The sequence below is a fragment of the Bradyrhizobium sp. SZCCHNR1093 genome (genome assembly GCF_032381175.1).
In the GTDB taxonomy this organism is placed as follows: Bacteria; Pseudomonadota; Alphaproteobacteria; order Rhizobiales; family Xanthobacteraceae; genus Bradyrhizobium.
This window is the reverse complement of the sequence record NZ_JAUHJJ010000002.1, coordinates 1,135,712-1,156,046: the sequence shown is the minus strand read 5'-3', so window position 1 is coordinate 1,156,046 and position 20,335 is coordinate 1,135,712. Positions and strand designations below refer to the sequence as shown.

Sequence of the window (20,335 nt, the reverse complement as noted above, 5' to 3'; positions counted from 1 at the left end):
TCCTCTGATACCATAACCTGAAAGTCGCTCATCGGAGACATTCGACATGGCGCGTCTCAAGACCGGACTTTGGTTGTTCTCGGCGCTGCTGGTGGCCCGGCTGTTCTCCAGCGCAGCCTTCGCCGAGGACTTGAGCCTCGCCCGCTTTCCTCAATCCGACTGGGCGACCGCCACGCCTGAGGACGAAGGGATGGATTCGGCGGCCCTCGCAAAACTCGTCGCTTCCGGCAAGGCGATGCGGTTCGACAGCCTGCTGATCACGCGCCATGGCCGCATCGTGCTCGATGCCAGCTACGCGCCCTACAAGGCCGACGAGCCGCACATCATCAATTCCGCGACCAAAGCCGTGGTCTCGACGCTGATTGCGATGCTGCTCAAGGACGGCGTGCTCGACAGTCTCGATCATCCGGTGCTCGACTTCTTCAAGGATCGCAAGATCGACAATGTCGACGCGCGCAAGCAGGCGCTCACGGTGCAGCACCTGCTCAACATGACTTCCGGGTTCGACTGGGACGAGGGTTATAGCGGCGGCGCCGAGACATCCCTCTACGAGATGGGCCGGAGCCCGGATTGGGTGCAGTACATCCTTGACCGGCCGATGGCGCAAGCGCCCGGCGAGATGTTCTACTACAACAGCGGCAACTCCCATCTGCTCTCCGCGATCGTCACGAAGCTCACCGGCAAGAGCGCGGAGGACTTCGCCAAGGAGAGGCTGTTTGGGCCGCTCGAGATCACCGAGCACGCCTGGTTCAAGGATGCCCAGGGAATTTCCGCCGGCGGTTTCGGGCTGGCGCTGAAGCCGCGCGACATGGCGAAGATCGGCTACCTCTATCTGCGGCGCGGCCGCTGGGGCGAGCAGCAATTGCTGCCGCCGGACTGGATCGAAGCCGTCAACCACGCCACCGTCAGCATGAATGCGAAGTTCGATCCGGGGCTCTCCTACGCCGATCAGTTCTGGGCCCTGCCGGACAAACACGTGTTCATGGCGGTCGGCTACCACTGCCAGGTCATCATGGTGCTGCCCGACCGCGACATCGTGGCGGTGATGACCGCGCGCGAGTTCTGTCCATTCCGCAAGCTCGCCAACACCATTTCGGCCACTGTGACATCTGACAGCGCCCTGCCTGCGGCGCCGGAAGCGGCAGCCGCGCTCGCCGCTGATGTCCGCGAGGTCGCGACGGAAACGCGAGGCCCGGTCGGAGCCGTGCCGGAGATGGCGGCTTCCATCTCGGGCAAGACCTACAGCTTCCCGCCCGGCCCGCTCGGCATCAACACGATCAAGCTGGACCTCACGGGACCGGAACCGCAGGTCACCTGGGACATCCCCTCGCGGGACCGCGCCGGAGGCACGGTGCATCTGCAGAGCCCGATCGGCCTCGATGGCCTCTACCGCAAGACCGCGCCGCCCCATCCCTGGCAGCCCTTCACCTACCGGGCCATGAAGGGCAGCTGGATCGACGCCACGACCTTCGTGATCGACGCCCAGTTCGTTGGCCAGGGCGAGGAGCGCAATTGGCGGCTCAGCTTCGACGGCGACAAGGTGACGTTCCGAACGAAGGGCCGCTACGGCAAGGACGTGGTGGTCGAGGGTCATGCGGCGCCATGAGTCCTCGGCGGCTCTGCGCAGCCTGACGAAAGTCGAGCGCAAATGCTGCAGCACTGATCGGCTCCGTTCGGCTGGGCGGAGACATGCCGCACGGCGAGAATTGGAACAGTTCTCATAGCGCTCTGCGTGCCGCGGGCGGCGGATGCGATCTCCCGTCGTTTTCTCAACCAACGCATCTCGTGTATGTCTGCCCTCCCGCCGAGGCTCTCACTCCGCGGCGGGGGATCGTTTTTCGATTGCGGTGGCATAATGTTGAGATTGCTGGAGCGTCTGGGTCTCCGTTTCGAGGATACCGTCGAGGAGCGGCGTTTCGTCGACCATTACGTCCGCGGCAGCACCGCCTGGACGCAGATCGCGATGCTGCTCGGCGCCCTCACCTTTGCCGGCTACACGCTGTGGGACTGGGTGCTCTATCCCGAGATCGTGCCGACCACGTTCGCGATCCGCGGCGGGACCGCCGCGCTGGTGCTGCTGCCGCTGACGGCTTTGCTGTCGACGCCGGCGCGCCGATGGGCCGAGCCGATTCATCTGGTCTATTGCGTGATCCCCGGCTGCGTGCTGCCGACGATCTACTGGGTGCTGCCGTCGGGCTTCACCTACTCCGCGGCCGGCATGATCATCGTCATCCTGTTCGTATCGACCATGCTGCCGTTGCGCACCGGCTCCTACGCGATCTTCTGTGCAACGAGCTGGAGCGCGCTGGCGGTGGCCGAGAGTCTTGCGACCGAGCCGCTGCCGCCCGGCCTGCGCTTCATCGATCATTCGCTGGTCGGCAATGCCTGCCTGCTCTCGCTCTATGCCGTCGGGGCGCGGGAGTACCAGGCACGCAAGCAGTTCCGCACCGCCGAGGCGCTGCAGCGCGAGAAGGAACGCTCCGAGGCCTCGTTGCGCGATCTGCATGCCACGCAGGCCCATCTGGTGCAGGCCGAGAAGCTGGCCTCGCTCGGCCAGCTCGTCGCCGGCGTCGGCCACGAGGTCAGCACACCGCTGGGCCTCGCGCTGACCACGTCGACGGCGATGGAAGGCGACGTCGAGGCGATCGCCCGCATGCTCGGCGGCGGCCCGGTGCGCCGCTCGGATCTGGCGCGGGGGGTCGAGCGGCTGCAGCAGGGTCTGCACCTGACGACGCAGAGCCTGCACCGTGCCTCCGAGATGGTGCACAGCTTCAAGCAGGTCGCCGTCGACCAGGCCAACGAAACGCTGCAGACGTTCGAACTGCTGGGCTGGATGAGCGATCACGTCGCGAAGCTCCGCCCGCTGCTGGCGCGCCAGGGACTGACGGTCGTGCTCTCCTGCCCGGAGGGCATCGTGCTCACCAGCTATCCCGGCGCGCTCGGACAGGTCATCAGCATCCTCGCCTTCAATGCGGCGACGCATGCCTATCCTGGCGACATCAGCGGCGTCTTCACCGTGGAGGTCGCACCACCCAGCGAGGACTCGGTGCGCATCGTTTGTGCCGACGAGGGCGTCGGCATGCGCGACCACGTGCGCGGCCGGGTGTTCGATCCGTTCTTCACCACGCGCCGCGAGAAGGGCAATGCCGGCCTCGGCCTGCACATCGCCTTCAACCTCGTCGCATCCACGCTCGGGGGCCGCATCGAGCTCGACAGCCAGCCGCAGCAGGGCACGCGCGTGACGCTCGACATTCCGCTGATCGGGCCCGGCAAGCCGGCGGAGCTGGAGCTCGCCGCGGCACAATAGTCCCGGCCGATCGCGCGCATCGATGGGGCACGATGAGCGCGCATTCCGGCACGACGTAGCCGATGCGCTGACAAGGGTCGGCGCCGAGTCCCGAAAAATGAGACCGACGGTGCTTCATTCGCCAAAGCGGGTGAAGAAGCGCCGCGCATGCGCAACGTCTGCACGTTCGTGCATCGGTCTGCGCACGCCATGATCAGTTCGCGCGCGAGGCCGCAAAGCTGCCGCGTGCGCGCGCATGTCCGAACCAATTCAGAACATTTCGGCGCCGCGCTGCTTAGAGCAATTCAACGACACGCGGCGTGTTCATCGCTCGACCTCGTTGCTACACACCACGTCATGCAAACCGTTCGCTTGAACGGCGCGACGTTGGAAGTGAAAGTAAACGATGACGAAGATGGAAGGCCGGCGCGATCCGCGCTCCGGCACGTGTCACACGATTGCGATCCTGAGTGCCCTGACCGCCGACCTGCTCTGCTCCTCCACACTGCATGCTCAATCCGAGCTGCCGCCGGTGACGGTGGACTCGTCGACACCGAAGCGTAAACCTCAAGCCACCTCTGGCGCGCCACAGCGCCGCGCCCAGGCGCAGCCGTCACGGCGCGCTACGCAGCCGCCGCCGATGCCGACACGCGCCGAGCGCGCCGCAGCCGAGGCCGCAGTGCTCGATGCCGCCAAGCTCGCCTACCGCGCCATGCCGAGCGCGACGACCCTGCGCAGCGGCGCCTCGCCGCTCGATGCGGCGCAGTCGGTCAATGTCGTGCCCGCGCAGGTGCTGAAGGATCAGCTGCCGCGCAATCTCGACGACGCGCTCGCCAACATCTCCGGCGTCACCCAGACCAACACGCTCGCCGGCACCCAGGATGCGGTGATGCGGCGCGGCTTCGGCGACAACCGCGACGGCTCGATCATGCGCAACGGCATGCCGCTGGTGCAGGGGCGCAGCCTCACCGCCGCGGTCGAGAGCGTCGAGGTGCTGAAGGGGCCGGCCTCGCTGCTCTACGGCATCATGGATCCCGGCGGCATCGTCAACACCATCAGCAAGCGTCCGGAGCTGTATCAGCACGGCTCGGTCACGCTGCTCGGCTCGGCCTATGCCAACGACAAGACCGGTGCCGACGGCACGCTCGACATCACGGGTCCGATCGGCAATGACGGCCTCGCCTATCGCTTCATCGGCTATGGCGTCAGCGAGGACTACTGGCGCAATTTCGGCCGCCACCGCGAGATGCTGGTGGCGCCGTCGCTCGCCTGGTACGGCGACATGACGACCGTCCAGCTCACCTACGAGCATCGCGAGTTCATCAGCCCGTTCGATCGCGGCACCGCCTTCGTCAACGGCGCGCCGCTGGCGATCCCCGCGACGCGGCGGCTCGACGAGCCCTACAACAACATGTGGGGACAATCCGACCTCGTCCAGGCCTCGGTCGAGCAGAGGCTCAACGAGGACTGGAAACTGACCGCGGCCTACAGCTACAACACCGAGACCTACAGCGCCAACCAGTTGCGCATCACCTCCATCGACGCGACCACCGGCGCGGAGACGCGCAGCAACGACGGCACCTGGGGCTCGCTCAGCAGGGTCAGCTACGGCACCTCCTATCTGCAGGGCGGCTTCTGGATCGGCGGGATGCGCAACGAGGTGCTAGTCGGCGGCGACGCGCAGTATCGCACCATCTATCGCCAGGACCTCATCCGGCAGAAGGTCTCGACGTTCAACATCTACAACCCGGTCTATGGGCTGATCCAGCCGGGCACGACGATCTCGGCCACCGACAGCGACCAGACCGACAAGCTCGGCACCTACTCGCTGTTCCTGCAGGACACGCTGCATCTCACCGACAAGCTCGCGCTGGTCGGCGGCGTGCGCTACATGGACTACGAGCAGATCGCCGGACGCGGACGCCCGTTCAAGGCCAACACCGATGTCGCCGCCGACAAGGTGCTGCCGCTCGGCGGCGCCATCCTCAAGCTCAGCGACCAGCTCTCGCTCTATGCCAGCTACACGCAATCGCTGAAGCCGAACTCGACGATCGCCCCGCTCAGCGGCGGCGTCGTGCTCGGCTCCAGCATCGCGCCGGAAGAAGGCACGGCCTGGGAGGCCGGCTTCAAGTTCGACCTCGACAAGCGACTGTCCGGCACCGTCGCCGTCTACGACATCGCCAAGCGCAACGTGCTGGTGTCGCAGACCAATGCCAGCAACGTGGTCGAATACACCACCGCCGGCAAGGCGCGCTCGCGCGGCGCCGAGCTCGACGTCACCGGCAAGCTCTCCGATCACTGGAGCATGATCGGCAGCTACGGCTACACCGACGCAAGGGTCACGGAGGATCCGGTCTATGCCGGCAAGCGGCTGCAGAACGTCGCGCTCGACACCGCCTCGCTCTATCTCGTCTACGACTTCGGTACCGCCCTGCCCGGCCAGCTGCGGCTCGGCGGCGGCGCGCGCTATGTCGGCGACCGCGCCGGCGACGCCGCCAACAGCTTCGTGCTGCCGTCCTATGTGGTCGCCGACCTCTTCGCGACCTATGAGACCAGGCACCAGAACCTGCCGGTGATCTATCAGCTCAACGTCAAGAACCTGTTCGACAACGTCTACTATCCGTCGGCGGTGAGCGCGCTGAACGTCGCCGTCGGCGATGCCAGGCGGGTGTCGCTGTCGGCCACGGTGAAGTTCTAGCAACGAGGCAGGGAGGACGCCGCTTGACGCCAATGCGCATCAAACCAGCGCTGCTGCAGATCCACTCCGTCCTGGGCCTCGCGGCGGCGCTGATCCTCGCCTTGATGGGCCTCACCGGCGCGGTCATGAGCTTCGAGGACGAGATCCAGGCCGGCCTCAACGCCTCGCTGGCGCGCGTCGCTCCGCGGCTGGAGGCGCGGCTCGCGCCGTCGGAGCTCGTCGCGCGGCTGCAGGCCGATCCCGAGGCCGGCAAGGTGGCCGCAATCACGCTGTCGCGCGATCCCACCGCCGCCGTGCGCATCCGCTTCGCGCGCGGAGAGGACGGCGGGCGGCCAACCTCGGCGCTGGTCGATCCCTATGACGGCCGCGTGCTCGGCCCGATCAGCGGCGAGGCGTTCTTCGCCACGGTCCGCCGGCTGCATCGCTGGCTGCTGCTGCCGGGCGACGGCAATGGCGCCGGCCGCCAGATCACCGGCGCCGCGGTGCTCGGGCTCGTGGTGCTGCTGATCACGGGCCTCGTGCTGCGCTGGCCACGACGGGCCGGCAGCGCGACGCTGTGGCTCAAGCCGCAGCTCGGCCTGAACGGTCGCGGCCTGCATCGCTCGCTGCACAGCGTGATCGGCACGTGGGTGCTGCCAATCTACCTTGTGATGGCGCTGACCGGTCTTTCCTATTCCTACGCCTGGTACAAGGACGGCCTGACCTGGCTGCTCGCGCCGTCCTCGTCGCCCGCCCCGATGCCCGGCAAGGCCTCACGCGACGGCCGCGCAGATTCCACAGCGCAGGCCAAGCTCGTCGCGCTCGATCTGGTGTGGGCCACGTTGCGCGAACAGATCGGGGATCGCTTTGCCGTGATGCAGCTCACCTTGCCCACGGGCGTCGGCACGGCGGTGCGCGTGCGCACCTGGCCGAGCGAGGCGCTCGACGGCAGGCGCGACGAATTCCGCATCGACGGCGCGACCGGCCGGCTGCTCGCGGCCGAGCGTTACGCCAACAAGACCGTGGGCGAGCGCGCCCTGGCGCGGATCCTGGATATCCACCGCGGCAGCATTCTCGGCTGGCCCGGCCAATTCGTCTTCATGCTCGCCGCCGCGCTGATGCCGCTGTTCGGGATCACCGGCGTGCTGCTCTACGTCTCACGCAGACGGCTGCGCCGTCGGCCAGAGCCGGCACGGACGATCCAGCTCGCTCCGGGTGAATGAGGACGCGCGCTCAGGCCACCGCGCGGGCGTGCGACGCGCGCCGGACGGCGTTGGCGGCGATGATCACGTGCAGCAGCAGCGACAGGCCGCCAGCAGCGCTGCGGCCATGAACGCGGCACCGGCAACCCAGTGACGGGTGAGAAGGTCCAGCATCACCTATTGATGTGCGAGCCGGCTGACTTGCCAAGCCGGGTTGTCCCGGAGCGACGCCGCCTGCTCCGGGAGGCTGCGGCCTCATGTCCCGTCGCAGCCTCCAAACCTTATGGGGCGCGGCGCGACCTACTTCAGCAGCACCAGGCATTCGCCGGCCGGCGTGGCGTTGGCGCGGGCGGTGTCGCGATCGAACTTGCCGGCCAACACCAGCGGCCTGACACGCTCGACGATCGCGTCCTTGACGACGCTGTCCGGGCCGATGGCCGGCGCGGTCACGTCGTAGATCTGCTTCGCCACCGGCGACAGCTTGGCGGCGCAGCTGTCGGCGGCGGCGCGGTTGCCGGCCAGCGCGGCCTGCGACAGAAGACATTGGGAGATGGCGATGATTGTGACAAACGGGAATGCGACGCGCAGCATGGCAATCAGTCCTTCGTTCAAATGAGGTTCAACCCGGTGCAAGCAGGCTCGGCCCGGAGCCCATCCACTCATTGTCCGGCCGCCCGCATGCGGGCTCTGATCCAACCCGAGCCGGCGGCAACGCCTACTCGATTTCGCCCGTCCGCCAGCCAAGGTCCAGACCGTGCAGCAAGCTCCTGAAATACTTCGAAAAACCCCGGTGCAGAAGCGCACGCGGCAGACCCTCGACGTGATCTTCGAGGCGACTACTCAACTTCTGCAGAGCGGCGGCGGCAAGGGCCTGAGCACGAACGCCATCGCCGAGCGCGCGGGCTTCTCGATCGGCACGCTCTACAGCTACTTCAGGGACAAGACCTCGCTGTTGCGTGCGCTGGTGCTGCGCGAGTTCGCCCGCCAGGAGGCGCAGTTCGCGGAGGCGCTGGAGACGCATCGCGGGCTCGGCCGCGAGGCGATCGTCCGCGCGGCGGTGCGCCAGGGCTTTGCCCCGTTCGCCGGCCGCCACCGCGTGCGGCGCTATCTTCTCGGCCTGTTGGGCCATGACGCGGAGCTGCAGAAGGCGCTGCACGAGATGGTGGACCGCATGACCGAGCGGCTGATCGAGGCGGCGGGATTGCGGAGCGAGACGATGCCGGCCGCGCGCCGCTTCATCCTGGTGCGCGCGGCGCTGGGACCGATCCGGGCCGCCGTCATGCGCGAGCATCGCCTCGTCGGCACACGCGAGCTGGAGGACGAGCTGGTGCGGCTGATGCTGTTTCTGATGGAGCAGGACACGGCGCCGGCGCGACCGGTCTAGTCACGAGCGATCGCGCTGCGCAGCCGACGAACGCCGTGCGGGTCTGTTCGGCGCGGTCTCGGATGGCCGATGGCGGCGCAGATCGCGGATGGCGCGCGAGAGCTCCTGATCCGACATCGGATGCACCAACGGATCGGAGCGGCCGTCGTTCCCCACCGTGCTGCTCTCGCCATCGGCAGCTGCACCGCCGAACAAGCGCCGGACCAGGTCGAGGAACGCAATGTGGGGCATGACTGTTCTCCCGAGGCGGCGCCCGGTGACATTACCCGCATCTTCTGCGCTCAACTTTAGCTAGGAACTGCCGGCGGCATCATCTCATTTGATATGCGAGAGGACGACACGGGCACGATTGCGATGGAAGCGAACCGGACCGTCATCACCAAGCTCAAGGAGCATTCGCAGCTCTCGAACGACGACGTCGCCGAGATCAAGACGCTCAGCTTCGCCCCGCGCGAGCTGGTCGATCATGAGGACCTGATCCGCCAGGGCGACGAGCCGGACCGCTCCGTCGTCGTGCTGTCCGGATGGGTGGCGCGCTATCACCTGCTGCCGAGCGGCGCGCGGCAATATCTCTCCTTCCACATGCCAGGCGACTGGCCTGACGCCCAGGCCATCTTCCTCGACCGCATGGATCACGCCGTCTGCGCGATCGGGCCGGCGGTGGTGGCGAGCATTGCGCACAAGGAGCTGATCCGCGCGATCAGCCGGCGGCCGGCGCTCGGCTTTGCGATCTGGCGCGAGACGCTGATCGATGCGTCGATCTTCCGCGAGGCCGTCACCAACAACAGCGCGCGGAGCAAGCCGGCGCGCATGGCGCATCTGTTCTGCGAGCTGTTCTATCGCGCCAGGGCGCTCGGCCACGTCCGGGACGATCAGTTGCCGTTGCCGGTGAGCCTGGTGCAGCTCGGCGAGGCGCTGGGCATGGCAATCGCGACGGTCAACCGCACGCTGGTCGAGCTGCGCGCCAGCCGCGCCGTCGATTTCCGCAGCGGTACGCTGACGGTGCACGATTGGACGCGGCTATGCGCGATCGGCGAATTCGATCCCGGCTATCTGCACCTGAAGAAGCAGCCGCGCTGAGGCACAGGTCTCAGCGCGGCCAATCGCGTGGGATCGTAGATCCCACCTCTTACGGCGCGTCAGCTCAGGCGAGCTTGGTGACGAGCGTGACCGCGTAGGCGTACGGCCCGTTCGGGCTCTTCTCGGCGATCCAGGCGCAGTACCAGTCGGAGCCGTAGCGCAGGCCCGTGTCCCATCCCGAGCCGCCGCCATGCTCGTTGTCCCACGACCAGGCCTTGCGGTCCTTCTTCGGATCGGAAGGGAAGCTGCTGCCGCTGTAGACGGAGATCTGCCCCTGCTGCGCGCGGAACGGGGCGTTCGTGCTCCACTTGAGCCACAGATTGCCCTGTTCCTCGTAGGACGTGAGCGACCATTGGAAGGACGCCGAGGCGGTCTGCGGGTTGGTGCTGGTGGTTGAGGTCTGCTCAATGACTGCCATGATGGTCTCCGTTCAAAATGAGATGAAAAATCTTCACGATAGTGGCTGCCCAAAAGACAACCATTAATTGCATAGCTGATAAAGCTCGCCCCGACAACGTGCGCTGTTCGCACAACGCCGTGATCGCGCGGCGGGCGTCGCGTTCAGCCATGGCCGCAGGTCACTGCGCTCAGATGCAGAGACCGATGACCTTGATGCTGAGGTGGCAGTCCTTGGAGGCGGATGTCGGCGGCTTGGCGCCCCAGCGCGTCACCGGCGTGGCGTTGCCTTTCTCGGATCGGGTCGCGGTCTGCGCGACGATGGCCTTGGCCTTGCTCTTCGGAGCGCCCTTCGGCTTGTCGGCGTCGTAGTCGCCCGCGATCACCATCGCCCAATAGGTGCGCTTGCCGCTGGCATTCTTTGCGCTGGCGATGCCGACCTTGGTCGCCTTGGGGAGCAGCAGATTCTTGCGATGACCCGCCGAGTTGATCCACTGTCCCAGCGTCTTGTCGAAATTGTCATAGCCGTAGGCGATGTTCTCGGCCGCGCGGCCGGCCTTCGACGGCGCCACGCGGCGCGTGAACGGGCCGAGCACCTCGTGGCTGAGATCGTCCTTGTCGGCCATCGCACGCGCCTGCTCCATCGCGATGCGGTCGAGCGTCGCGTCGCGCGTCACGCGGCCTTCGCCATGCGCGAGCCGGAACGCCGAGATCTGATCGGCCGGTGCGGCGTCGCCGGCAAATGCCGCATGGGCCGACAGCGCCAGCAGCGCTGCAACCAAAACCGCGCCAAAGCCGCGCAACGTGAAACGAAGCTCCCGCATGCTAGGACACGTACTCATCAATCCGGAGTGGGTAAGCGCAGCTCGACCGCCGTTTCGGTCCGAAGCGACGGACGTGCTGCACCGCCGCGGAACCACCCGATATGACAATGCCGGAATTCAGTCCAATGCGGGAGGTCGATACTTCTCTATTCTATTTCGACACTTTGTGCCAAGTCGGCGCCACCGTGCTGGCGGGCGCGGCCTCCGAGATCGAGAACGTCAGCCACGTGTTCCAGCCCGACGGCCGGTTGGCGGCGTCGAACTCGCCATATCCCTTCAGCCCCAGGAACGCCTGATTGCTGCCGATCTGGAAAATATATCCGATCTGCGGGCCAACGCCGAGGACGCGCGAGCGGAAGCCGCCGAGAACGGCGGGTTGACCGAAGTCATCGGTAATCTGCTGATAGGCGTAGCCGACGAAACCGACGAAGACCTGCTTCGACAGGAACTGCGACACGCCCCAGTCCAGATGGAAATCGATGCCGCTCTGGTATTGGGTATCGGGATTCTTGAAATTGTAGGTCAAGCCGCCGACGGCCGAAAATTCCGTGCCGGTCGTCGGATTCAAATAAGTGTAGCCGCCGCCAAAGTCGATGGCGCCGTGACCGATGCCGATGTTGGCCAGCCGGTTCCGACTGTAGTCGCCGACGGGAATATCGCCGGTGCCGTAGACCATGGTGTTGTGGACGCCGTTATTCCACTTCAGCTTCACGGTCGGATAGAGATCTCCGTAAGAGACGAGTGCATCTTCGAGGAATCCGGTGCGCGTGCTGACGATCGGACCGGCAACCGTCGTCAACGTACCGGCGATGCTCGCGGAATTTCTGCCGTAGACGCTGGCCAGCGTCGCCGACAACTGGCCGCCGAGCACGGGCGTCGCAAACGTGTAGGTCGGCGCGATGAACATCAGATCGGCCTGGCCGCGCAAAGCCAGATTGAGATCGATGTTGACGGTCGGAGAAAATCGTCCGACCTGGAACTCGCGCGACGCCGCGGCCGCGCCTGAGGCACCCACGCTCGTATGGTAGTAGATGGCAGCCACCGACCAGCCCGGCGTGGCAGGCGTTGCGGCGAGGCTGCCGTACAATCCCGGCAGCCAGAACGAAATGCCGCTCTCATCGGCATGGGCGACCAGAGGCGAAAACGAAGCGAACGCGGCGGACGCGAAAACGCCGCTCAGCCACAATCGCAGGAAGCCGGACCTGCGTCCCGATCTATCGCGCTGCAATCGTACCCCCCACGCTCCCATTTCAGGCGGCATGCCTGAGTTGTCGTCGACGACTACGGCTTGTAGTCGCTCATCCCAGGTCCGGTCTTGTCGTAGACATTGAAAAACTCGTCCGACATGATCGTAGCGATACCACTTTTGGGTACCTCGGTCAGATCTTTCTCAAGCGTCTTGATCCGGAACTTCCACCCGGGCGGGAGCTGCTTGAAGTTGCTTGCTCCTGCGGCAACGAATTGTTCGAAGGTATGCTGCGGCTTGAGGCCTAGCTGGAATCCCTTCATGATCCAGGTATTGCCCTCGGCATCGTCGAGAAGAAGCGCCAGGGCGCCCTTTTTCCAACCGAGCCCGCTCTCCCGCGCGATGGTGATCGGCTTGTACGGAGTGGTTTCCGAGACGCTCACGTTGCTGCCAAGATTCAACTGGGCGACCCATGCGGTGGCGATTCCGTTGAACTCTCTTTGCTTTCCGACGGTGACCTCGACCCAATCCGGCAGCCAGATTTTCGGACCATTCAACGATGCGCCGAGCACGCCGAAGTCCTTCTTCATGGCCTCGAAATCAAGGCCTTCGACCAACATTTGCGGGGCAGTGTCTCTCGACGCGGGGATTCCCTTCGAGGTGAATATGCTGTTGTGGCAGGCGGCAACCACCTTCCCCGTCTTCGCATCGCGGCCTGCGAGGAAGATCTCGATGAAACGAACCTTGCTGGTGTTATCGAAGCGCCTGCTGACAGCGCCGTTGCCGTCAGCGAGAACCTCGGGTTCCGCGGTGCTTGCATTTTGCGCGACCGCTCCCCCTAGGCTCGAGGCCAGAAGGATCGTCGCCAGAATGGCTGTTTTCATTGCCCCTCCTTCTCAAGGGACCGATCACTGACCTGGCGAGCGCGAAGAGCGCATCAATCGGACAGTCCTTTCTTCAACGCCGCTGCCTTGCGGGCTTGGACGGCTTCTTCAGTGTCGGCCTTCTTCATACCCACTAGATCGATCGTCACCTTGCCGATCTTGCCTGTGAACTTGAACGGCACCTTGTAGGCCTCGGTAACAGGCGTGCCCTCATCGGCGCCGACGTCAGCGCCTTCGTCCGCGGAGTAGAAGCAGCATTGGGTTCGTTCGATCCGGCCGGTCGCGACGGTCTTTCCGTTCACGAGGATCGTGCCCACGCCACCCTTGCCCAGGCCGCCACCGTCGTACGCGAACTCAAAGCGCAATGCGGCTTTGCCTGCCGGAAGAGCCTGCTTGGCGGTTACGGTGTATCGCTGCAGACCGAGAAAGTTATACGTGTAGGTCGGCTTGCCGTCCTTCAGGTAGAAGGTCCAGCCACCGAACCGTCCGGCCTGGGCGATGATGACGCCATTGGCTCCGCCCTTCGGGATGTCCAGATCGGCAGTAATGGCGTGCGATTGGTTCTTCAGGTTGATGAAGACATTCTCCGTCATCCCGATCATGCCTTCGTAGACCGTCAGGCTGGTGCGGCCGGCCATCAGGTCGGGACGTCCGACCAGCGCCGCGTTGGTGCGCTCCAGGGTGCGGTCGTCGAGCGGCAGCACGTTGTATTTCACTGCTTCCCTCAGGAACAGCTCCTGCATCTCCTTCAGCTTGTCCGGATTTTTGGCCGCCAGATCGTTGCTCAGGCTGAAGTCCGATCGCGCATCGTAAAGCTCCCAGATATCCTGCTGGAGCGGCCGCCGCGGCTTGGTTTCCCAGGCCGCCCGGTGCACCGTACCGGCCAGCCAGCCGTCGCTGTAGATCGCACGGTTGCCGAAGATTTCGAAATACTGCGTCGCATGCCTGCTCGGCGCCTTGGCGTCGGCAAAGCTGTAGGTCATGCTCACGCCCTCGATGGGAGTCTGGACCGTTCCATTTACGCTCTTGGGCTCGGGCAGTTTCGCTGCTTCGAGAATGGTCGGTACGATGTCGATGACGTGATGCCACTGCGGGCGAAGCTCGCCTTTCGCCGCGATCCCCTTCGGCCAATGGACGACCATGCCGTTGCGGGTGCCGCCATAGCTCGAGGCCACTTGCTTGGTCCAGGTAAACGGAGTGTCGCCAGCGACCGCCCAGCCGGCGGCGTAATGGCCGTAGGTGTTGGGACCGCCGAGTTCGTCATAGTGCTTCAAGACGTCCTGGACGGTTTCCTGCACTCCATTGAAATAGGTCATCTCGTTGTACAGGCCATTCGCGCCGCCTTCGGCGCTCGCGCCGTTGTCGCCGACGATGTAGAAGATCAACGTATTGTCGAGTTGGCCCGTTGTCTTGATGGCGTCGATCAGGCGGCCGATCTCTGTGTCGGTGTATTCGCCAAATCCAGCGAATACTTCCATCTGGCGCACGAACAGCTTCTTCTCGTCAGCGCTCAGCTTGTCCCAGTCCTGGATGGCGTCCGGCTTCGGGGCGAGCTTGGTATCGGGTGGCACCACGCCGAGCTTGATCTGCCGCGCCAACGTCTCCTCGCGCAGCTTGTCCCAGCCCTGATCGAACTTGCCCTTGTACTTGGCGATCCATTCTTTGGGCACCTGATGCGGGGCATGGGTGGCGCCGGGTGCAAAATACATGAAGAACGGCTTGTCCGGCGTCAGCGATTTCTCCGACCGCATCCAGTCGATCGCCTTGTCGGTCATGTCGGTCATGAAATGATAGTTCGGGTCCTTCGACGGCTCCACCTGGGTCATGCCATCGTAAATCAGCGGCGCCCATTGATTGGTTTCGCCGCCCATGAAGCCATAGAACTTGTCGAAGCCCTGGCGCGTCGGCCAGCGGTCGGTCGGGCCGGAGGGACTGACCTCCCATGCCGCGGTCTCGTGATTTTTGCCGAAATGCGCCGTGCTGTAGCCGTTCAACCGCAGCATCTCCGCGACGGACGCGACATTGTTGGGACGCTGGCCCGTCTGTCCCGGGAAGGTCGTCGCGGTTTCCGCGATCGATCCGAAATTGTTCATGTGATGGTTGCGGCCGCTGAGCAGCGCCGCGCGGGTCGGCGAACAAAGCGCCGTGGTGTGAAACTCGTTGTAGCGGAGACCCTCGTTGGCGAGGCGGTCGACCGTCGGCATCCTGATTGGGCCGCCAAACGCGCTCGACTGGCCGAAGCCCATGTCGTCGATGAGCACGATCAGTACATTGGGTGCACCGGCCGGCGCCTTGACTTCAAACCGCGGCGGCGGCGTCGCATCGCGCGCATCGAATACGGTGCTGTGTGGAGGGTGCGGTTCAGGAATCGGCAGAACCGATCGCTCGGTCGGCAACACAGCACTCGGCGGCGCCGACTGTTGGGCCAATGCTGGAAGCACGAGTAGCGTCGTCAATGACAGCGCCGACACAGCCAACTTCACTATTTGCTTCATGATCACTGCCTTCAAATGAGACAATTTGACACGGCTTCTCGCTGCCGGAACAATTCCTGCCCGCAAATCGCGATCATCGGCGCGGGCAATGACGTTCGGCCAGCCCAACCGGCTCAAGGAGAAGCGAAAATTCTAGCGTCTGCCGACGCGATTGACCGGCCCGCCTCGATTCATCGGCGTTCCCCGCACGCGCACGCCTGGGGTCACCACGGCGCGCGCCACCGGGCGGGGCCGCAGCACGACGCCGGGCCTCACGACGCAGCCGACGGGATACTCGACATACTGACAATACACGACGGCACTAGCCCTTTCAGTGCTCGCGGCTACGAACCCCGTCACCAGCAACAGCCCTGTTAGGGCAATTGATAATTTCATCTTGGCATCCTCCCATCGGACAGCTCATCATCGGGGCCTCCGGGAGGCACGCCTTGATGCAGGTCAAGCGACCTTGGCAAACATTCCTGCATTTGCGGAAATGACCGACGGAGCAGCTTGATCGCAAGCTGACCAATTGGGCCGTGAGGTAAAAGCGTTGACACGCAGGCGGCCAAAAGCCGGCACGAAGGGATCGCGGAAGGGATCCGCCGCGGCCCCATCACCGGCTGCGCCGCAGGATCGGCTTGCTTCCGGCGAAACGGCCTTCTCCAGGCGCGCGACCTGGATTGCAGTAGCGGTCACGATCGCGCTCGTGCTGGTGGTCGGCATGGTTTTTCATCTCCTCAAGGCCGGCGGACCGGCCTCCACGGCGCAGGCCTCATTCGTCGCCACCTATGTGGGCAGCGAAAGCTGCGCCGGCTGCCATCAGGCAGAAGCCAAATTATGGGATATTTCGCAGCACAAGGCCGCGATGGCGCACGCGACCGACAAGACCGTGCTCGGCGATTTCAACAAGAGCTTCGACTATTTCGGTGTGCAGTCCCGCCTCTTCCGCGATGGCGGAAAATTCATGATCGAAACCGACGGGCCCGACGGCAAGCTTGCCGTGTTTGAGGTGAAGTACACGTTCGGTATCGATCCGCTGCAACAATATCTTGTTGAATTTCCAGATGGGCGCATCCAGGCGCTGCCGATCGCATGGGACGGCCGGCCCAAGGACAACGGCGGCCAGCGTTGGTTCCATCTCCATCCCGAGGAAGAGATCAAGCACGACGACGTCCTGCACTGGACCAAGCTGAACCAGAACTGGAATTTCATGTGCGCGGAATGCCACTCGACCGGCCTGCGCAAGCATTACGACGCCGCGACGGATCGCTTCGCGACGACATGGGCGGAAATCAGCGTCGGTTGCGAGACCTGTCACGGTCAGGGCTCCGCCCACGCCGCCTGGGCGCGTGACAAGCAACGCTGGTGGCCGTTCGGCAAGCACGAGGATCCGAGCAAGGGATTGCTGGTCCGCTTCGATGAACGGCGCGGCGTCACTTGGCCGATCGATCCGCGGAGCGGAAATGCGATGCGTTCAGCCGCGCCGGCCGCGCTGCGAAAGGAGATCGAGACGTGCGGGCTATGCCACGCGCGCCGTGCCGGCTTCAGTGAGGACTGGGCACCCGGTCAATCGCTGTCCCAGACCCATATGGTCGAGGCGCTGACGCGGACCACTTATCATGCCGATGGCCAGATCCGCGATGTGGAGGAGCCCTATAACTATACGCCGTTCAAGCAGAGCAAGATGTTTGCCGCCGGCGTTGCCTGCAGCGATTGTCACGAGCCGCACGGCGCAAAGCTCCGAGTCTCCGGCGAAGGCGTTTGCCTGCAATGCCATGCGTCCGAAAAATACGCCGATGCAAAGCATCGCCATCACGCGGGCGCCGATCCGGCGCCGACCTGCATGTCGTGCCACATGCCGGCGCGTACCTATATGCAGATCGACCCGCGTCACGATCACGCCTTCCGCGTTCCGCGACCGGATCTTTCGGTCACGTTGGGGACCCCGAACGCCTGCAACGACTGCCACAGCGACAAGCCAGCGCAATGGGCCGCCGACGCGATCGAGCAATGGTTCGGGCCCGACCGAAAGGGCTTCCAGACCTATGGGCCCGCGTTCCACGCAGCACGCAGCGACCAGGCCGACGCCGCCGCGCTGCTTGGCCTTCTGGCCGCGGACAGGAACGCGCCGGCTGTGGCGCGTGCGAGCGCGCTCGGCGAACTCGCCTCGCGCATCGCTCCGGCGAACATTGCGACCGCACGGGCAGGCCTGGCCGATCCCGATCCCATGGTGCGGATCGGCGCGCTGGACATGCTGGAAAACGTGCCTGCCGGCCAGATTTGGCCGCTGGTCTCGCCGCTGCTCACCGATCCCGTGCGTGGCGTGCGGATCAGGGTCGCCTCCCTGCTCGCTTCCGTTCCGACTGCAAGCCAGCCGCTGCCCGATCGCGCACGCTTCGATCAGGCGGCAGGCGAATTCATCACGGCGCAGCGCGCCAATGCCGAACGGCCCGAGGCCCGCACCGCACTGGCAAACTTCCTGGCCTTGCGCGGACGGACCGGGGACGCGGAGACCGAGTACAAGGCAGCCCTCAGGCTCAGCCCGCACTATGCGGCGGCCGCCATCAATCTGGCCGACCTCTATCGCCAAATTGGCCGCGACGGCGACGGAGAAACTGTTCTGCGCGGAGCAATTGCGGCATCACCTGCCGACGCGGCCGCGCATCACGCACTCGGCCTGAGCTTGACCCGGCTGAAGCGGTACGATCAGGCGCTCGCCGAGTTGCGCAGAGCAACCGAACTCGAGCCGGGACGCGCACGCTACATCTATGTCTACGCGGTGGCGCTGCATTCCGGCGGGCGAGTCGACGAGGCAATCACGGTCCTGAAGGAAGCTCTGGAAAGCCATCCCAATGATAGGGATGTGTTGTCCGCTCTGATTTCGCTCAGCCGCGCGACAGGCGACGCAAAGGCGGCGCTGGGCTACGCTGAAAGGCTCGCAATCATGACGCCGGAGGACCGGAATCTGGCGGCGTTCATCGGCGAGATCAGGCGGCAGATTGACAAGCCAAACTAAGATAGCTGGCTCTCCTGCTTTAGCTCACAAAGAGCGCCCGAGAAGCTCAAATGGAGCGAGCGCGAAATCGACGCTGAAATGACTGGGGACGCAACAAAGTCGAACGGGTCTTCAACGAGATCAAGCACTGTCGGCGGATCGCAACGCAACCACCTCGATCGGGTAGACGTCGATCGCCGGCTCCTCATAGGGATGCGCAGCGCGGATCGCCTGTAGCACGGCCTTCAGCCGGTCCTCGGCGCAGACGGTCTCGATGCGCTCCTCCTCGACCGTCTCGAGCTGGCCGACCGCGCCGATGGTTGGATTGGCGCCTGCCAGCGGACGAAACCGGCCCACGCCCTTCGCGGTAAACGAACAGTGGTCGTAATTGCCGATGCGGCCGGCGCCGGCCTCGCCCATCGCGTGGCGTACGGCGTCCCCCGCCGCTTCAGGGACATAGACGACGATCTTGTAGGTCTTCATGCTGGCCTGGATCCGGACGTCGATCACACGGCCGTTACCATCGCGTCGCCGCCGGCGCAATTTTCAGCGGGTCACGGCGGGTCACAATCGCGCCAACGGCCGGCGCCGGTGACCAGCCATTCCGAAACACGCCTTGTGCGACGCAGCAAAGACGATACGTATGGGTGCCCATTTCCGCATTTCCCTACACCATGGAAGGCCCGCGCCTTGGCTGATACCAGTGCCGACACCATCGAGATCGTCCGTCACCGGCCGATGGGCTTCACCGAATTCGTCATCGTGGTCGCCGCGATCATGGCGCTCAATCCGCTGGCGATGGACATGATGCTGCCGGCGCTGCCGAACATCGGCGCCTCATTCCACATCGACGTCGCCAACCGGCTGCAGACGGTGCTGTCGGCGTTCGTCATCGGCTTCGGCCTCGGTCAGTTCGTCATCGGCCCACTGTCCGACAGCTTCGGTCGGCGCCCGGTGCTGATCGGCGGCATGGTGCTGTATGCGGTCGCCAGCCTGTTCGCGATCGCCGCCCCGTCGTTCGAGCTGCTGCTGCTGGCGCGCGCGCTGGAAGGCCTCGGCACCGCGGCGACGCGCGTGATCGCGACCTCGATCGTGCGCGACTGCTATGCCGGCCGCCGCATGGCGAGCGTGGTCTCGCTGGCGATGATGGTGTTCATCGCCATCCCCGTGATCGCACCGTCGTTCGGGCAGGCGGTGATGCTGCTGACGCAGTGGCGTGGCATCTTCGTCGTGCTGACCCTGTACGGCATCGTCGCGCTGCTGTGGACCGCGGTGCGGCTGCCCGAGACGCTGCCCGAGAGCGAGCGCAAGCCGTTCTCGATCGCCGCGATCACCGCCGCCTTCCGCAACACCCTCACCAACCGCCAGACGCTGGGCTATGCGCTCGCGGCCAGCGGCATCTTCGGCGCCGTCCTCGGCTATGTCCTGTCCTCGCAGCAGCTATTCACCGGCGTCTATCATCTCGGCCACTACTTCCCGCTCGCCTTCGCGGCGATCGCGGTGACCATTGCGGTGGCCGGCTTCCTCAATGCCCGCCTCGTCGGACGGCTCGGCATGCGCATGATCTCGCACGGCGCGCTGGTCGGCAGTGTCGTCATCGCGCTGGCCTGCTTCAGCGCGGCCGTTCTGGGCATGCTGCCGCTGTGGCTGTTCATGCTGCTGTCGGCCGGCATGATGTTTACGTTCGGCCTGATGTTCGCGAACTTCACCGCCCTGGCGATGGAGCCGCAGCGGGCGAATGCCGGCACCGCGTCCTCGCTCTACGGCTCGATCACGACCCTGCTCGGCATGGCCGCCGGCGCCATCGTCGGCCAGGCCTTCGACGGCACCGCGCTGCCCTTCGCCGCGGGCTTCCTGGTCTGCACGTCGAGCGCGCTCGTCATCGTGCTGATCACCGAGAAGGGCCGGCTGTTCCACGGCTCCGGCAAGCCGGTCTGACCGCCG

The 20,335-nt window shown here is 65.1% G+C and carries 19 protein-coding genes; 8 read left to right on the top strand and 11 right to left on the bottom strand.

The genetic code is table 11. From position 1 onward, the window contains the following. Positions 1-46: 46 nt before the first annotated feature. The 4 genes from QX070_RS10930 (at position 47) to QX070_RS10915 (ending at position 7,186) form a co-directional block, all read left to right on the top strand. Positions 47-1,606 carry a serine hydrolase gene (locus tag QX070_RS10930; RefSeq protein WP_315736947.1) on the top strand — a complete coding sequence of 520 codons (1,560 nt, stop codon included), beginning with the start codon at positions 47-49 and terminating at the stop codon, positions 1,604-1,606. A 249-nt stretch (positions 1,607-1,855) separates the two neighbouring features. After that, a complete protein-coding gene (locus QX070_RS10925; RefSeq protein WP_315736945.1) occupies positions 1,856-3,307 on the top strand; it encodes a HAMP domain-containing sensor histidine kinase in 1,452 nt (483 codons plus the stop codon). A 385-nt stretch (positions 3,308-3,692) separates the two neighbouring features. Further along, positions 3,693-5,984: a TonB-dependent siderophore receptor gene (locus QX070_RS10920; RefSeq protein ID WP_315736944.1), complete on the top strand. Its 2,292-nt coding sequence runs from the start codon at positions 3,693-3,695 to the stop codon at positions 5,982-5,984. A 23-nt stretch (positions 5,985-6,007) separates the two neighbouring features. Then, entirely contained in the window at positions 6,008-7,186 is a 1,179-nt protein-coding gene (locus tag QX070_RS10915; RefSeq protein WP_315736942.1) for a PepSY-associated TM helix domain-containing protein, read from the top strand. A 279-nt stretch (positions 7,187-7,465) separates the two neighbouring features. Here QX070_RS10915 and QX070_RS10910 read toward each other — a convergent pair whose 3' ends face one another. Further along, entirely contained in the window at positions 7,466-7,756 is a 291-nt protein-coding gene (locus QX070_RS10910; RefSeq protein ID WP_315736940.1) for a hypothetical protein, read from the bottom strand. A 199-nt stretch (positions 7,757-7,955) separates the two neighbouring features. Between QX070_RS10910 and QX070_RS10905 the strand changes: the two genes are divergently transcribed. After that, positions 7,956-8,549, top strand: a complete 594-nt coding sequence (locus QX070_RS10905) for a TetR/AcrR family transcriptional regulator (RefSeq protein ID WP_315736938.1) — start codon at positions 7,956-7,958, stop codon at positions 8,547-8,549. Here QX070_RS10905 and QX070_RS10900 read toward each other — a convergent pair whose 3' ends face one another. Continuing rightward, positions 8,550-8,780: a hypothetical protein gene (locus tag QX070_RS10900; protein WP_315736937.1), complete on the bottom strand. Its 231-nt coding sequence runs from the start codon at positions 8,778-8,780 to the stop codon at positions 8,550-8,552. Between the two features lie 123 nt (positions 8,781-8,903). Here QX070_RS10900 and QX070_RS10895 point away from each other — a divergent pair, with 123 nt between their 5' ends. Continuing rightward, positions 8,904-9,629: a Crp/Fnr family transcriptional regulator gene (locus tag QX070_RS10895; RefSeq protein WP_315736935.1), complete on the top strand. Its 726-nt coding sequence runs from the start codon at positions 8,904-8,906 to the stop codon at positions 9,627-9,629. Between the two features lie 64 nt (positions 9,630-9,693). On the opposite strand, the gene QX070_RS10890 is transcribed toward QX070_RS10895, so the two are convergent. From QX070_RS10890 to QX070_RS10855, 8 genes are all read right to left on the bottom strand, one after another. Next, positions 9,694-10,047, bottom strand: a complete 354-nt coding sequence (locus QX070_RS10890; protein ID WP_315736933.1) for a hypothetical protein — start codon at positions 10,045-10,047, stop codon at positions 9,694-9,696. Then, entirely contained in the window at positions 10,034-10,198 is a 165-nt protein-coding gene (locus tag QX070_RS10885) for a hypothetical protein (protein WP_315736932.1), read from the bottom strand. The genes QX070_RS10890 and QX070_RS10885 overlap by 14 nt, the downstream gene beginning before the upstream one ends. Before the next feature lie 18 nt (positions 10,199-10,216). Then, positions 10,217-10,849 carry a CAP domain-containing protein gene (locus QX070_RS10880; RefSeq protein ID WP_315736931.1) on the bottom strand — a complete coding sequence of 211 codons (633 nt, stop codon included), beginning with the start codon at positions 10,847-10,849 and terminating at the stop codon, positions 10,217-10,219. A 151-nt stretch (positions 10,850-11,000) separates the two neighbouring features. Next, complete coding sequence (locus QX070_RS10875) at positions 11,001-12,029, bottom strand: transporter (RefSeq protein WP_315737080.1); 1,029 nt, start codon at positions 12,027-12,029, stop codon at positions 11,001-11,003. A gap of 101 nt (positions 12,030-12,130) precedes the next feature. Then, positions 12,131-12,919 carry a hypothetical protein gene (locus QX070_RS10870; protein ID WP_315736930.1) on the bottom strand — a complete coding sequence of 263 codons (789 nt, stop codon included), beginning with the start codon at positions 12,917-12,919 and terminating at the stop codon, positions 12,131-12,133. Between the two features lie 53 nt (positions 12,920-12,972). Then, on the bottom strand, positions 12,973-15,531 hold the full coding sequence (locus QX070_RS10865; protein ID WP_315736929.1) for an arylsulfatase: 2,559 nt from the start codon (positions 15,529-15,531) through the stop codon (positions 12,973-12,975). A gap of 15 nt (positions 15,532-15,546) precedes the next feature. Further along, positions 15,547-15,789 (bottom strand): hypothetical protein, encoded by a 243-nt coding sequence (locus tag QX070_RS10860; protein ID WP_315736927.1) that lies wholly within the window; start codon positions 15,787-15,789, stop codon positions 15,547-15,549. 63 nt (positions 15,790-15,852) lie between these two features. Continuing rightward, entirely contained in the window at positions 15,853-16,119 is a 267-nt protein-coding gene (locus QX070_RS10855) for a hypothetical protein (RefSeq protein WP_315736926.1), read from the bottom strand. Here QX070_RS10855 and QX070_RS10850 point away from each other — a divergent pair. Then, on the top strand, positions 16,118-18,412 hold the full coding sequence (locus QX070_RS10850; RefSeq protein WP_315736924.1) for a tetratricopeptide repeat protein: 2,295 nt from the start codon (positions 16,118-16,120) through the stop codon (positions 18,410-18,412). The genes QX070_RS10855 and QX070_RS10850 overlap by 2 nt on opposite strands. Positions 18,413-18,532: 120 nt before the next feature. Here QX070_RS10850 and QX070_RS10845 read toward each other — a convergent pair whose 3' ends face one another. Further along, positions 18,533-18,874: a YqfO family protein gene (locus QX070_RS10845; RefSeq protein ID WP_315736923.1), complete on the bottom strand. Its 342-nt coding sequence runs from the start codon at positions 18,872-18,874 to the stop codon at positions 18,533-18,535. 207 nt (positions 18,875-19,081) lie between these two features. Here QX070_RS10845 and QX070_RS10840 point away from each other — a divergent pair, with 207 nt between their 5' ends. Continuing rightward, positions 19,082-20,329, top strand: a complete 1,248-nt coding sequence (locus QX070_RS10840) for a multidrug effflux MFS transporter (RefSeq protein WP_315736922.1) — start codon at positions 19,082-19,084, stop codon at positions 20,327-20,329. Positions 20,330-20,335 lie beyond the last annotated feature (6 nt).

What these genes read in the sequence shown, in the direction of transcription:
- QX070_RS10930 (WP_315736947.1), top strand. Translation starts at nt 47, where the DNA reads ATGGCGCGTCTCAAGACCGGACTTTGGTTGTTCTCGGCGCTGCTGGTG.
- QX070_RS10925 (WP_315736945.1), top strand. Translation starts at nt 1,856, where the DNA reads ATGTTGAGATTGCTGGAGCGTCTGGGTCTCCGTTTCGAGGATACCGTC.
- QX070_RS10920 (WP_315736944.1), top strand. Translation starts at nt 3,693, where the DNA reads ATGACGAAGATGGAAGGCCGGCGCGATCCGCGCTCCGGCACGTGTCAC.
- QX070_RS10910 (WP_315736940.1), bottom strand. Translation starts at nt 7,756, where the DNA reads ATGCTGCGCGTCGCATTCCCGTTTGTCACAATCATCGCCATCTCCCAA.
- QX070_RS10900 (WP_315736937.1), bottom strand. Translation starts at nt 8,780, where the DNA reads ATGCCCCACATTGCGTTCCTCGACCTGGTCCGGCGCTTGTTCGGCGGT.
- QX070_RS10895 (WP_315736935.1), top strand. Translation starts at nt 8,904, where the DNA reads ATGGAAGCGAACCGGACCGTCATCACCAAGCTCAAGGAGCATTCGCAG.
- QX070_RS10890 (WP_315736933.1), bottom strand. Translation starts at nt 10,047, where the DNA reads ATGGCAGTCATTGAGCAGACCTCAACCACCAGCACCAACCCGCAGACC.
- QX070_RS10885 (WP_315736932.1), bottom strand. Translation starts at nt 10,198, where the DNA reads ATGGCTGAACGCGACGCCCGCCGCGCGATCACGGCGTTGTGCGAACAG.
- QX070_RS10880 (WP_315736931.1), bottom strand. Translation starts at nt 10,849, where the DNA reads ATGCGGGAGCTTCGTTTCACGTTGCGCGGCTTTGGCGCGGTTTTGGTT.
- QX070_RS10870 (WP_315736930.1), bottom strand. Translation starts at nt 12,919, where the DNA reads ATGAAAACAGCCATTCTGGCGACGATCCTTCTGGCCTCGAGCCTAGGG.
- QX070_RS10860 (WP_315736927.1), bottom strand. Translation starts at nt 15,789, where the DNA reads ATGAAATTATCAATTGCCCTAACAGGGCTGTTGCTGGTGACGGGGTTC.
- QX070_RS10850 (WP_315736924.1), top strand. Translation starts at nt 16,118, where the DNA reads ATGGTTTTTCATCTCCTCAAGGCCGGCGGACCGGCCTCCACGGCGCAG.
- QX070_RS10855 (WP_315736926.1), bottom strand. Translation starts at nt 16,119, where the DNA reads ATGCCGACCACCAGCACGAGCGCGATCGTGACCGCTACTGCAATCCAG.
- QX070_RS10845 (WP_315736923.1), bottom strand. Translation starts at nt 18,874, where the DNA reads ATGAAGACCTACAAGATCGTCGTCTATGTCCCTGAAGCGGCGGGGGAC.